The organism is Rhodosalinus sp. K401 (assembly GCF_041365735.1).
Lineage (GTDB): Bacteria > Pseudomonadota > Alphaproteobacteria > Rhodobacterales > Rhodobacteraceae > Rhodosalinus.
The window spans coordinates 67,786-80,341 of sequence record NZ_JBGFSI010000008.1 but is presented as its reverse complement, the minus strand read 5'-3'; the positions used below and the strand labels follow the sequence as shown (position 1 = coordinate 80,341).

The window sequence follows — 12,556 nt, the reverse complement described above, 5'->3', positions numbered from 1 at the left end:
ACTATGTGGCGACCATATCATCCGGTCATGCGCTGAAAGTGAAACAAATACTCGTAAACAAAGTTTAAATATATCTCCGGCACATGCGGAACTCCAATATTCCTGCGCCTCGGCGGCGGCATTCAGCCAGTGGACGCCCGCTTCGTGGGCGGTCGCCTCCGTCCGGGGCTTGGCGGAAGTGACCGGCGAATCGTCGCGAACATCAGCCAGAAATCGTAACACAATCCTTGGTGTTCCGCGTAGAGACGATCGAGACGCGCCTTTCTCGGGACACAGCGCCGCCCGTAAACGGCATCCGTTTCCGCCGGGCTCTCGCACGCCTGCAAGAGCCGTTCCTCGGTCGGAAGAAAGACGAGTGTCGCCAGACCCGTGATCCCCGGCTTCACCTGAAGCACCTCGGCGTAAAGCTCGGGAAAACTCTCCACGTAAAGGCGAAGCGGGGGGCGCGGGCCCACGAAACTCATGTCGCCACGGAACACGTTCCACAACTGCGGCAGTTCGTCGAGCCTCATGCGCCGAAGCAGTCTGCCCGTGGGCGTTATGCGGAAGACCTTGTGGCCCCCGGAAACGCCGCTGTCGTCGGGTACCGGCCGCATCGTGCGGAACTTCCAGAGCAGGAACGGCCGTTCCGGTGCTCGCATCCGTTCCGATCTGTAAAGGACGGGCCCGCCATCTCGCCACCAGACAAGCAGGGCCACGACAAGGATGAGCGGGGAGAGAACCACCGCAAGCGTGAGTGACCCGAGAACATCGACCGTGCGTTTCAGCGGGTATCCCCGATAGCGCCATGTCGGGTTGCGGAGTTGCAACAATCTCGGCGCAAGCTTCTCGTGGAACAATGGCATCTTTTGCGCTGCATGTCTTAGCCTTACCGTATTACGGCCCGCCAATGATCATGTCGAGCGTTGGTCAGGGGCCAGGAGATCGGCTTGTGAAATCGTTCCCGCGCATTTCCATCGCAATCCTGGTATCTTTCGGGCTCTCGGCGTGCAGCCTTCCCCGCGGTGCCGCGCTGCAATCCGAGGTCACCCGCGAACGCGTTTCCGGGAGCCCCAGCTTTCAGGTCGTGGCGGTCAGCCGCGCCAATGCCGAGGCACTCAACCGTTGGCCGACAACGGGGTGGCGCGGCGGCTATCACTGGCCTCAGGCATCCGGCGCGCCTTCCTCCACGATCATCCGCGCCGGGGACCGCGTCACCCTCGTGATCTGGGACAGCCAGGACGTGTCGCTTCTGACGGGCGCCGACGAAAAGCGTATCGATCTGAACGGGATAGAGGTCGCGCCCGACGGAACGATCTTCGTTCCCTACGTGGACGATGTGGTGATCAACGGACTTACCCCGAACGAGGCGCGTGAACGCATCCAGACCGAGATGGAGCGCATCGTGCCCTCGGCGCAGGTCCAGCTTTCCGTGGAGCAGGGCTCTTCCAACTCCATCGACCTGGTGAGCGGCGTGGCGACGCCGGGCAGGATCCCGCTTCCGGGCCGCGATTACACCATCCTCAGCGCGATCGCAGAGGGCGGCGGCATAAGTTCCGATCTGCGCAATCCTCTCGTGCGCCTCATCCGGGGCGGCAACACCTACGAAATCCGCGCCGACCAGCTCTTCGCCGAGGCGAGCCGGAACGCGACCCTGCGCGGCGGCGACAAGGTCGTCGTGGAAGAAGACCGGCGCAGCTTTACCGCGCTCGGCGCCGCGGGCACCGAGAACATCATCTATTTCCCCAAGGACGAGGTGAGCGCCCTCGAGGCGGTGACCCTGATGGGCGGGATTTCCGACGCGCGTGCCGACCCCAAGGGCGTCCTTATCCTGCGCGATTACGAGCGCTGGCAGGTTTCACCCGCCCATGCGGGGCCGACCCACGAGCAGGTCGTTTTCAGCTTCGACCTGACGAGCGCGGACGGCCTCTTTGCCGCGCGCGGGTTCCGGGTCAATCCCGGAGATACGGTTCTCGCGACGGAATCGCCCGTGACGCGCGTCACCACGATCTTCTCGCTGATCGGGACCGCGCTCGGCGTCGCCGGCGCAGCGGAGGGGCTGGCAAACTGAGCCGGAAACGCGCGTGAGGCGGGGAAACGGGAAGGGCGCCCGAGGGCGCCCTTCGCAACAAACCGAAGGCGTCGATTACTCGCTGCTGACGCTCACGAGATAGGCGTAGACGTCTTCCATGCCGGTGTTCAGACGGAACGCCATCTTGGAACGCACGCCGCTGTCGTCGGTGTAATCGCGCAGGAAACCCTGCGGATCCTGGACGTAGGCCACGAAGTTTTCCTCGGTCCACTCGAGGCCCATCTCGGCGGCCTTCTGGATACCGTCGCCGTAGCGGAAATCCTCTACTTCGGCGGCGGGGCCCCCCATCACGCCGTAGAGGTTCGGCCCGACGGGCCCGCCCCGCACGATCTGCTCGCCGGAATCGTCCACGATCATGTGGCAGGCCTTGCAGCGGTTGAACAGGCTTTCCCCGGCTTCCGGGTCGCCGCTGAACTCCTGCGCGACCACCGGCGTGGCGAGGCAGGCTGCGAGAAGCGCAGTCATCGTTCTGGCTGTCATTGCTGTCTCCATGGTTTTATCCTGATGAGACAGTTTAGCCCTGTGCCAGACATGTCAACACGGCGCTTGCAAGTTGCATAGAACCTGACCCCGAGGATGTGCGGGCAGAGCTGTCGCCCCGGCACGTGCGGCGCACGCACGAGGCCCGGGCGGCACCGGGACCGGCAAGGTCGACGTTTCACGCAACGCCGCCCTTGCGTCTGATCGGCAGTGGCACGAGGGGCTCGGCATGTGGGGAATGCGCGGCGCTTGCGCCCGGCGTGCCGAGCGCGCAGGAAGCCGGAATGGACAACCGCGATTTCCTGAGGCTCAATGCGCGCTGGCTCTCGGCCGGGGCGTTGCTGGCGTTCCTGTCGAGCTTCGGACAGACGTATTTCATATCCGTCTTCGCGGGCGAGATCCGCGCCGCCTTCGATCTCGGCCATGCGGCGTGGGGTGCGATCTACACGCTGGGCACCGGGGCTTCCGCGCTTGCCATGCTGTGGGCGGGCGCCCTTACCGACCGGTTTCGGGCCCGGACGCTCGGCACGGCCATTCTGGGTCTTCTGGCCATCGCCTGCCTGACCATGGCCGCCGTTCCGGGAGCCTGGGCGCTTCCCCTGGTCATCCTGGCACTCCGCTTCACCGGCCAGGGCATGACAAGCCATATCGCGATGGTGGCGATGTCTCGCTGGTTCATCGCCGCGCGGGGGCGAGCGCTTTCCATCGCCACCCTGGGCACCGCCATCGGCGAGGCGTTGCTGCCCATCACCTTCGTCGCGCTTCTCACTGTGCTGGACTGGCGCGTCCTGTGGGTGCTCGCCGCCGTCATGGCGCTGGCCGGTATCCCGCTTCTGCGTATCCTTCTCGTCCGAGAGCGCACGCCGCAGTCCTTCGCAGCGGAGGGCGGCGCGACCTTGGGCATGTTGGACCGTCACTGGACGCGCCGAGAAGGGCTTCGCCATTGGCTTTTCTGGTTCATGGTCCCTGCGCTTCTGGGGCCAGCCGCGTTCAACACCGCCTTCTTCTTCCAGCAGGTGCACTTCGCCGAGATAAAGGGCTGGACCCATCTCAGCCTCGTGGCGCTCTTTCCCGTCTACACGGTCACGGGCGTCACCTCGATGCTCGTGTCGGGCTGGGCGCTCGATCGGGTGGGGACCGGCCGCCTCATGCCCTGGTTCCAGCTTCCGATGGTGGGCGCCTTCGTCATCTTCGCCACGGCAACCACGCCGTCGGCCGCGCTCTTCGGGATCTTTCTGCTCGGGGTCACGACAGGCGCCAACGTGACGCTTCCCAACGCCTTCTGGGCCGAATTCTACGGCACGCGCCATCTTGGTGCGATCAAGGCGATGGCCGCCGCGGTCATGGTGTTGGGCACCGCGATCGGTCCGGGGGTCACGGGCGCGCTGATCGGTCTCGGCGTCGGGCTTGAAGCGCAGTACCTTGCGGTCGCCGTATATTTCGTCTTCGCGAGCGCGCTGATGGCGATAGGCGTGACGCGGGCGCGGCCGCTTCTGTCGCGACCGGCCTAGCGCCGGCGAAGGTAGACATAGTAGGCCCCGCCGCCGCCATGCTTCAGATGGGCCTCGCGCACTTGCAAAACGGCCTGCGACAAAGGCGGCGTCGAGAGCCAGTGCGGAAGCTGATGGCGCAGCACACCCTGACGCCGCGGGATCGGGCCGTGATCCTCCGCGCGCCGGCCCTTTCCGGTGATGACGAGCACCAGCCGTCGTCCCGCCGCCTGGCTTGCGAGGATGAACGAGACGAGCGCGGGGTGCGCCTCGTCCAGCGTCATGCCATGAAGATCGATCCGCGCCTCCGGGTCGAGCCGCCCGCGCTTCATTTTCTGATGTGTCTTCCGGTCCATCCGAAGCGGCGCGGCTTCGACCCGCGCCGAGAGATCCGGCGCCAGATCGCGGGCGCCGCCGGATGCCGGCGCAGCCCCGCCGATCCGGAACCCCGCAGGCACCGCGGGGCCCGCAGACCGCCGGGGGGCCGGTGACGGCGCCCGATCCGCGCGCTCCCCCTCGTCGCGCGGGGGGCGATCGGCATGCAGCCGTTCGGCGCTTCGGGCGACTTGCCGCCACAGCGCGAGATCCTCGGAACTCAGGCGCCCGCGGGTCACTGCAACGACTCCGGCAACATCGCGTAGGCACGCTGGATGGGCATCAGCACCACCATCCGGCCCGGATCCCGCAACCGGCCGGCGCGGCGGCCGGCGCGTGGGCCGGTCCCGAAGAAGATGTCGGCCCGTTGCGCGCCCTTGATCGCGGACCCCGTATCCTGCGCGACCATCAGCCGGCGCATCGGGTCGGCGCCGTCTTTCTCGACCCAGACCGGCGCACCGAGCGGCACATGCGCTGGATCGACCGCGATCGACCGCAGCGCCGTGACGGAACGGTTCATGGCCCCCAGCGGCCCCCGCTCCGCGGGCACATTGGTCACCTCGCGGAAAAACACGTAGGACGGGTTGTGAAATAGCAGTTCCCGGCCGGCATCCGGGTTCCGGCGCACCCAGGCGCCGATCACCTGCGCCGAGACCTGGTGCGGCGCGTAGACGCCACGGCGCACGAGTTCCTGCCCGACGGAGCGGTAGGGATGTCCGTTCGCCCCGCCATAGCCGACGCGGATGACCGACCCGTCGTCCAGCCTGATGCGGCCGGACCCCTGGATCTGGAGAAAGAAAAGCTCCACCGGGTCGTCGACCCAGGCGATTTCCAATCCGCGATTCTCGAGCAGCCCGGATGTCAGGATCTGCCGGCGGGACAACCAGGGCCGGCCGCCGGGGAGCTCGGGCGGGACGCTGTAGACGGGGTGACGGTAACGCGGCGTGCGCTGGCGCGAGCCGTTCAGTTCCGGCTCGAAATACCCGGTGAAGAGAGGCGGCGCGCCGTCCTCGATCAGCACCGGACGGAAGAACAGCTCGAAGAAAGTGCGCGCGTCCGTCTGGTTCTGGGCGAGCGCACAGAGGGATTGCCAGTCGCGTGCGTCTAGGTCGGGGCAGGTTTCGAGAAACACGGCGAGCGCGGCCGCGTGATCGTCCTCCGCCCAGCCATCCAACTCCTCGAAGGACAGGATCGAGACGGACCGCTCCGCCGGCGCGTCAGTGCCGGCCACCGCGAGCATCGCCACGGCGATCGCTCGCAGCGCGCCGCGCATCACTCACCCGTGGCGACAAGCTGCCAGTTGGGATCGTCGGTGCCCATGACGCGTGCGAAGGTCCAGATGTCCTTCTGCCGGCGGACTTCGGTGGGGCTGCCTTCGACGATGTTGCCATCCTTGTCGCGCACGACCGAGGTAAGCTCGCCGACGAACCGTACCGTGATCTCGGCCAGGCGGCTTTCGGAATGGAAGCTTGCGTCCACCACCGACAGATCGCGCACACCCACGAACTCCGCCTCGACCGAAAGGCCCTGCTCCTCGCGGGCGCGGATCACCTCTTCGAAGCTTTCGTAGACGTCGTCGGCGAGAAACGGCTTGAGCGCGTCCATGTCGCCTTTCTCGAAGCCCATGAGGATCATCTCGTAGGCCGCTCGCGCACCCTGGAGGAAGTCGGCCACACCGAAGGTCGGGTCCACAGACTTCATCCGGGCGAAGGCGTCCGCCGCGTCGCTGTCGGTGGGGACGTGGTCGGTGATATCCTCGTCGGGGCCCCCGTCGATCACCTCGAATTCGGGGCGGCGGGGAGGGGCGGACCCCCCGCGTTCCGCGACGGGGGGCTTCTCGAACCCCTCACGCGTGCCCAGCACGCTTCGCAGGCGCAGGATCAGGAATACGGCGATGCCGGCCAGCACCAGAAGCTGCAGGAGAGGAGAGTTCATCTAGTCCTCTTGGGGCACGGTTGGAAAATGTCGTTCACCGCACTTATGTAGGGAACTTGCGCGGTCAAGTCCACCGCGCGCACGACTGACCGGGGGGACGTCGCATGTGGCTTTTTCTCGCCTTTCTGGCGATCCCGTTGATCGAAATCGCCCTTTTCATCGAGGTGGGCGGCCTGATCGGGCTCTGGCCCACTCTGGCAATTGTCGTCGTCACCGCCCTCGTCGGCGCGGCGGCGGTGCGCAATCAGGGCCTCGAGGCCCTGCGGAAGTTGCAACGAAGCCTCGAGCGGCTGGAGGATCCCGCAGCGCCGCTGGCCCACGGGGCGATGATTCTCTTTTCCGGCGCCTTGCTGCTGACGCCCGGTTTCTTCACCGACACCGTCGGTTTCCTTCTCCTCGTGCCGCAGATGCGCGCTCTGGTCATCCGACACGCGATACGTCGTATCGTCATCCATCGCTCCGGTCCGGGCGGCCCGCCGCCCCACGCGCCGCATCCCCGCGACGACGTGATCGAAGGGGAGTGGGAAGAGGCGCCGCCACCCAAGAATCCCACGCACCGCCCCCGGTCCGGATGGACCCATCATTGAGTGCGTGCCGCCATACGGCATTGAGGCGGGCGGGCGCGGCTGCTAAGAGCGCCGTCGAAGCGAGATCCAATCCCAGTCTGGAGTGACGTGATGGCCGAAACCGAAAACGGCGCGGGCGGCGCGGGGCAGGCGGATCAACAGTCCGCGCAGCAGCAAGGCCAGCAGCCCGTCAAGATGAGCGTGCTCGCGCAGTACGTGCGCGACATGTCGTTCGAGAACATCCTCGTGCAAAAGGGCGCGCGCAGCGAAGGCCAGCCGGACATCCAAGTGAAGGTCAATCTGGATGCGCGCAAGCGCGAGGCCGAGAACCAGTACGAAGTGATCATCAAGCTCTCGATCACGTCGGCCTCGAAAGAAACCGGCGATCCGCTCTTCCTCATGGAAATCGATTATGCCGGCGTCTTCCACGTCGAGAACGTGGCGCGGGAGCAGTTGCACCCATACCTGATGATCGAATGTCCCCGGATGCTCTTTCCGTATCTTCGCCGGATCGTCAGCGATGTCAGCCGCGACGGGGGCTTCCCGCCACTCAACCTCGAGAACATCGACTTCCTGCAACTTTACCGCAACGAGCTCGTGCGGCTCCAGGCCGAGCAGAAGCAACAGACCGACGAGGCCGGCGCGCCGCCCCGCGCGGACGCCTGACGCGTCAGCGCGGCCAGAGGGCCGTGTCGCCCAGGCGCTCCACGAGCGCGGCGTGGGACGCGCGTTCCTCCTCGGTGATGCGCGGGGGCAAGGGGCGCGGGCGCGGCTCCATCCTGTGATGGCCCGCCTCGCCGTGTCCGTCCCGCCGTGTCTTCGATACCGGTGCCAGGACGAGATCCGGCTGGCGCCCGCCGATCAGCTCCAGGTAGACCTCGGCGAGGATTTCCGCATCGAGCAGGGCCCCGTGAAGCGTGCGGGCCCCGTTGTCGACGCCGAAGCGGCGACAGAGCGCGTCGAGAGAGGCGGGCGATCCGGGAAAGCGTTGCCGCGCGATCGTCAGGGTATCTATCGCCCTTTCCCATGGCAGCACGGGATGGCCCAGCCGCCCCAGCTCGGCATTCAGGAACTTCATGTCGAACGCCGCGTTGTGAATGACGAGCTTGGCATCGCCGCCCACGAAGTCGAGGAACGGCTGCGCGATCACGGCGAAGAGGGGCTTGTCCCGAAGAAAGTCGTCTCCCAGGCCATGGACCTGAAAGGCGTCCTGCGGCATCGGGCGCTCGGGGTTGATGTACTGGTGAAAGGTTCGGCCAGTGGGAACGTGATTGAAAAGCTCCAGCGCGCCGATCTCGACGATGCGGTCGCCCGTCTCGGGGTCGAAACCGGTCGTTTCCGTATCCAGAACGATTTCACGCATCTGCCAACTTCTCCCTGATTTCCGCGACGATCGCACGCACCTGTGCACGGGCGTGTTCGGGCGTGTCGGTCACCACGACATGATCGGCGCGCGCTTCCTTCTCCGTGCTTGGCATCTGCTTGGAGAGGATCGCCTCGAACTGCGCGTCCGTCATCCCCGGTCGAGACAGGACGCGCCGGCGCTGGGTCGCCTCATCGACCGTGACGCAAACGGTGGCATCCATCATCGCATCCGCGCCGGTTTCGAACAGCAGCGGGATGTCGAAGACGATGATGTCGGCCTGCGTTTGCCGGGCGGCGCGGCGCCGATCCTCGGCCACGATCGGGTGCACGATCGCCTCGACGCGGGCGAGGGCGTCCGGGTCTTCCGCGATGCGCCGCTTGAGGGCGTCGCGCGACACTTCGCCGCCCACAAGCGCTTCGGGGAACAGCGCCCCGATCGGATCGACCGCGGCGCCGCCGGCGGCATAGGCATGATGCACCGCGGCGTCGGCGTCCCAGACCTCGCACCCCTCGTCGGCGAACATTGCCGCCGTGGTGGACTTGCCCATTCCGATGGACCCCGTCAGACCCAGCCGGAACGTCATTTCAGGATGGCCTCGCGCGTGGCTTCCGTCACCTCCGGGCGTTCGCCGAACCAGCGCTCGAATCCCGGAATCGCCTGGTGGATCAGCATCCCGAGGCCATCGACGGTCACGCAACCCATCTCGGCGGCCACTTTCAGAAGCCGCGTCTGAAGCGGCGTGTAGACCAGATCGGTCACCACCGCGTCCGGCCGCAACCCGTCGAGCGGCACGCGAAGCTCTGGCTGGCCCTCCATCCCGAGGGAGGTCGTGTTGACCACGGTTGCAGCCTCCTCGATCACGTTGCCGGCCTGCACCCAGTCCTCGACCCGGATGCGGGTTCCGAAATCCTGCCTGATCGTCTCGGCCCGGGCCCGTGTCCGGTTCGTCAGGATGATCTCGGGCGCGCCGGCATCGAGCAGCGAGGCAACCACCGCGCGCGCCGCGCCACCTGCGCCCAGCACGACCACAGGCCCACCGCTTGCATCCCATCCCGGCGCGTTCCGGCGCAGGTTCTCGATGAAACCGTACCCATCGGTATTGTCCGCGTGAATGCGCCCGTCCTTGCGGAAGATGAGGGTGTTCGCTGCGCCGATCAGAGTGGCCCGATCCGTCACGAGATCCGCGAGATCGAGCACCTTTTCCTTGTGGGGAATGGTGATGTTCACGCCGACGAAGCCGGCCTTCGGCAAGGTGCGGATCACCTCGGCAAGATCGGCTGACGCTACGTCCATCGGGATGTAATGGCCGCGCAATCCCATGGCGCGCAGCCAGTGAGCGTGCAGCCGGGGGGACCGGGAATGCGCCACCGGGTGACCCACCACGCCTGCAAGAGGTATCTTCGCGACCTCTGTCATCCTTCGATCTCCCCTGCCACCGTGAGCCAGGACAGCAGAGGAAGGAGCGGCAGACCGAGGATCGAGAAGTGATCGCCCTCGATGGCGGAAAAGAGCCTCACGCCCTCCTCCTCCAGCTTGTAGCCGCCCACACTCTCCCCCAGACCCGGCCAGTTCCTCGCCACGTAGTCCGCCAGATACTGGTCGGAAAACTCCCGCATGACCAGACGCGCCTCGCCCACATGCCGCCAGAGCGGGCGGCCGTCCCGGCACGCGACGGCCGCCGACAGAAGCCGATGCGAGGTCCCGCGCAGACGTTGCACTTGGTCGCGCGCCTCCTCCAGCGACCGGGGCTTGGACAGCATCGACCCTTCATGCGCCAGAACCTGATCGCAGCCCAGAACGAGCCTGCCCGGCATGCGGTCGCTGACCTTGCGCGCCTTCATCTCGGCTAGCGCGTCGGCCAGGTCGCGCGGCGGCGTGCCGTCGGCTTCCATCGATGCTTTCACCGCGCTCTCGTCGAGACGGGCCGGAACCGTCTCGATCTCGAGACCGGCTTGGCGCAGCATCGACGCGCGGATGGCCGATCCCGAGGCGAGGACAATCGCATCGCTCATGTGCACAACTCCGTGTGAAAACGCGGCATTGTGACGGGGGTGGCCGGGGACCTCGCCGAAGCAGCCTCATGCCATGTGAACCACCCGCCTGCTCCACTTGCGTTCTCCCGCAGTCGTCCGGCTGTGACAAGGGACAGTTTGGAGGTGTGGAGAAGCTCGGCCTCCGGCTCCGTGTGCCGCATGTCTTCACCTTTCATCCGCAAGTCGGGTCCGTGTACCGCGTTGATTTTACAATTTTAACCCTTTCAGCCCCACTGCTTCCACATGTCTGTCCACAAGCGACTCGGTGCTGTGAAAAGTTTCGTGCAAGGCCCGGTAATCCACATCCAGAGGCGGCCCCTACAAGAACATCTACCTTTCTTCTCTATATATATTTCATTAAGGCTCGCCCGACTTGCAAAGAAGGTACGGACTGTGACGGACTGGCTGGCCCTGATCTATCCCTGGACGAAGTCTCTGCACATCATGGCGGTCATCGCCTGGATGGCCGGATTGTTCTACCTGCCGAGGCTCTACGTCTACCACGCGGAACGCGCGACGCCGGGGGATGCGCTGGACCCGACCCTTCAGATCATGGAATCCAAGCTTCTGAGATTGATCATGAACCCGTCCATGATCGTCACATGGGTGGTGGGGCTTATGCTTCTCTTCACCCCGCAAGCGGGGGCGCACTGGACCGAGATCTGGGTCTGGACGAAAGGGCTCGCCGTGATCGCGATGACCTGGTTCCATCATTGGCTCGGTCTGCGGCGCAAGGACTTCGAAGGCGGTGAAAACGCGCTGTCCGGGCGGCGCTACCGGTTGATGAACGAGGTTCCGACGCTTCTGATGATCGTGATCGTCCTGTCGGTCGTCGTGAAGTGGTGAGTACGATTGACTCGCGGCACGCACGCGATTAACTGACGACGACTGCCCGCCCGGGCAGAATACCTCCATCCCCAGACAAAGCGGATCACGGCCGCGCAGGCGATCCGGAACGGTGTTTTCATGACCGAAGAGCGTCTCAATCTTGCCGACCTAAAGGCCAAGAGCCCCAAGGATCTTCTTGCCATGGCGGAGGAGCTCGAGATCGAGAACGCCTCGACCATGCGCAAGGGCGAGATGATGTTCCAGATCCTGCGCGAGCGCGCGGACGAGGGCTGGGAAGTCTCTGGCGATGGCGTGGTCGAGGTGCTGCAGGACGGGTTCGGCTTCCTGCGGTCCCCCGAGGCGAACTACCTCCCGGGCCCGGACGACATCTACGTGTCGCCCGACATGATCCGGCAATACAGCCTGCGCACCGGGGACACGATCGAGGGCGTGATCAAGGCGCCCGATGGGGACGAGCGCTATTTCGCGCTCACGGCGGTGAACAAGATCAACTTCGAGGACCCGGCGAAGGCCCGCCACAAGATCGCCTTCGACAACCTGACGCCGCTTTATCCCGACGAGCGGCTGAAGATGGAAATCGAGGACCCGACCATCAAGGATCGTTCGGCCCGTATCATCGATCTGGTGGCGCCGATCGGAAAGGGCCAGCGAAGCCTGATCGTCGCGCCGCCGCGGACGGGCAAGACGGTGATCCTGCAGAACATCGCTCATTCGATCGAGCAGAATCACCCAGAGTGCTATCTCATCGTTCTTCTGATCGACGAGCGCCCGGAAGAGGTGACCGACATGCAGCGTTCGGTGAAAGGGGAAGTGATCTCCTCGACCTTCGACGAACCGGCCACGCGGCACGTGGCCGTCAGCGAGATGGTGATCGAAAAAGCGAAGCGCCTGGTCGAACATAAACGAGATGTTGTTATTCTTTTGGACTCTATCACAAGACTTGGTAGAGCCTTCAATACCGTCGTGCCGTCCTCGGGAAAGGTGCTGACCGGGGGCGTCGATGCCAACGCGCTGCAACGGCCCAAGCGATTCTTCGGCGCTGCGCGCAATATCGAGGAAGGCGGGTCGCTGACGATCATCGCGACCGCGCTCATCGACACGGGCTCGCGGATGGACGAAGTGATCTTCGAGGAGTTCAAGGGAACCGGCAACTCGGAGCTCGTGCTGGATCGCAAGATCGCCGACAAGCGCGTCTTCCCCGCCATCGACATCCTGAAGTCCGGCACGCGGAAGGAAGAGCTTCTCGTGGACAAGGGAGACATGCAGAAGACGTTCGTCCTGCGGCGGATCCTCAACCCCATGGGTACCACCGATGCGGTGGAGTTCCTGCTGTCGAAACTCAAGCAGACCAAGACGAACGCGGAGTTCTTCGACTCCATGAACACCTGAGG

15 protein-coding genes are annotated in these 12,556 nt (G+C 65.3%); 6 read left to right on the top strand and 9 right to left on the bottom strand.

From position 1 onward, the window contains the following. Positions 1-122: 122 nt before the first annotated feature. The gene (locus AB6A66_RS10790) at positions 123-845 is read right to left on the bottom strand and encodes a sugar transferase (RefSeq protein WP_371055887.1); all 723 of its coding nucleotides are present in this window, start codon (positions 843-845) and stop codon (positions 123-125) included. 86 nt (positions 846-931) lie between these two features. Here AB6A66_RS10790 and AB6A66_RS10785 point away from each other — a divergent pair, with 86 nt between their 5' ends. Then, positions 932-2,050, top strand: a complete 1,119-nt coding sequence (locus AB6A66_RS10785; protein ID WP_371038864.1) for a polysaccharide biosynthesis/export family protein — start codon at positions 932-934, stop codon at positions 2,048-2,050. A gap of 75 nt (positions 2,051-2,125) precedes the next feature. Here the strand turns inward: AB6A66_RS10785 and AB6A66_RS10780 are convergent, their stop codons facing one another. Next, positions 2,126-2,551, bottom strand: coding sequence for a cytochrome c family protein (locus AB6A66_RS10780; RefSeq protein ID WP_371055886.1), 426 nt, complete (start codon positions 2,549-2,551; stop codon positions 2,126-2,128). A 284-nt stretch (positions 2,552-2,835) separates the two neighbouring features. On the opposite strand from AB6A66_RS10780, the gene AB6A66_RS10775 reads away from it, so the two are divergent. Beyond that, on the top strand, positions 2,836-4,062 hold the full coding sequence (locus AB6A66_RS10775) for an MFS transporter (RefSeq protein WP_371055885.1): 1,227 nt from the start codon (positions 2,836-2,838) through the stop codon (positions 4,060-4,062). On the opposite strand, the gene AB6A66_RS10770 is transcribed toward AB6A66_RS10775, so the two are convergent. From AB6A66_RS10770 to AB6A66_RS10760, 3 genes are all read right to left on the bottom strand, one after another. Next, the gene (locus tag AB6A66_RS10770; protein ID WP_371055884.1) at positions 4,059-4,499 is read right to left on the bottom strand and encodes a Smr/MutS family protein; all 441 of its coding nucleotides are present in this window, start codon (positions 4,497-4,499) and stop codon (positions 4,059-4,061) included. The two genes, AB6A66_RS10775 and AB6A66_RS10770, sit on opposite strands and share 4 nt — an antisense overlap. A gap of 152 nt (positions 4,500-4,651) precedes the next feature. Further along, positions 4,652-5,689, bottom strand: coding sequence for a murein transglycosylase A (locus AB6A66_RS10765; protein ID WP_371055883.1), 1,038 nt, complete (start codon positions 5,687-5,689; stop codon positions 4,652-4,654). After that, complete coding sequence (locus tag AB6A66_RS10760; protein ID WP_371038859.1) at positions 5,689-6,351, bottom strand: Tim44/TimA family putative adaptor protein; 663 nt, start codon at positions 6,349-6,351, stop codon at positions 5,689-5,691. The genes AB6A66_RS10765 and AB6A66_RS10760 overlap by 1 nt, the downstream gene beginning before the upstream one ends. A 104-nt stretch (positions 6,352-6,455) precedes the next feature. Between AB6A66_RS10760 and AB6A66_RS10755 the strand changes: the two genes are divergently transcribed. Continuing rightward, the gene (locus AB6A66_RS10755; RefSeq protein ID WP_371055882.1) at positions 6,456-6,938 is read left to right on the top strand and encodes an FxsA family protein; all 483 of its coding nucleotides are present in this window, start codon (positions 6,456-6,458) and stop codon (positions 6,936-6,938) included. Positions 6,939-7,028: 90 nt separating this feature from the next. Beyond that, positions 7,029-7,583 (top strand): protein-export chaperone SecB, encoded by a 555-nt coding sequence (gene secB, locus AB6A66_RS10750; RefSeq protein WP_371038857.1) that lies wholly within the window; start codon positions 7,029-7,031, stop codon positions 7,581-7,583. 4 nt (positions 7,584-7,587) lie between these two features. Here secB and dnaQ read toward each other — a convergent pair whose 3' ends face one another. Genes dnaQ through AB6A66_RS10730 form a run of 4 tightly spaced genes read right to left on the bottom strand, consistent with a single transcriptional unit; the run spans position 7,588 to position 10,295 of the window. Further along, entirely contained in the window at positions 7,588-8,280 is a 693-nt protein-coding gene (gene dnaQ / locus AB6A66_RS10745; RefSeq protein ID WP_371055881.1) for a DNA polymerase III subunit epsilon, read from the bottom strand. After that, the gene (gene coaE / locus AB6A66_RS10740) at positions 8,273-8,866 is read right to left on the bottom strand and encodes a dephospho-CoA kinase (protein ID WP_371055880.1); all 594 of its coding nucleotides are present in this window, start codon (positions 8,864-8,866) and stop codon (positions 8,273-8,275) included. The genes dnaQ and coaE overlap by 8 nt, the downstream gene beginning before the upstream one ends. Continuing rightward, positions 8,863-9,699, bottom strand: coding sequence for a shikimate dehydrogenase (locus AB6A66_RS10735; RefSeq protein WP_371055879.1), 837 nt, complete (start codon positions 9,697-9,699; stop codon positions 8,863-8,865). The genes coaE and AB6A66_RS10735 overlap by 4 nt, the downstream gene beginning before the upstream one ends. Beyond that, a complete protein-coding gene (locus tag AB6A66_RS10730; protein ID WP_371038853.1) occupies positions 9,696-10,295 on the bottom strand; it encodes a nucleoside triphosphate pyrophosphatase in 600 nt (199 codons plus the stop codon). The genes AB6A66_RS10735 and AB6A66_RS10730 overlap by 4 nt, the downstream gene beginning before the upstream one ends. Positions 10,296-10,709: 414 nt before the next feature. On the opposite strand from AB6A66_RS10730, the gene hemJ reads away from it, so the two are divergent. Both hemJ and rho read left to right on the top strand, forming a co-directional pair. Beyond that, complete coding sequence (gene hemJ, locus AB6A66_RS10725; RefSeq protein WP_371055878.1) at positions 10,710-11,162, top strand: protoporphyrinogen oxidase HemJ; 453 nt, start codon at positions 10,710-10,712, stop codon at positions 11,160-11,162. A 120-nt stretch (positions 11,163-11,282) separates the two neighbouring features. After that, on the top strand, positions 11,283-12,554 hold the full coding sequence (rho, locus tag AB6A66_RS10720; RefSeq protein WP_371038851.1) for a transcription termination factor Rho: 1,272 nt from the start codon (positions 11,283-11,285) through the stop codon (positions 12,552-12,554). The last annotated feature ends 2 nt before the right edge of the window (positions 12,555-12,556 follow it).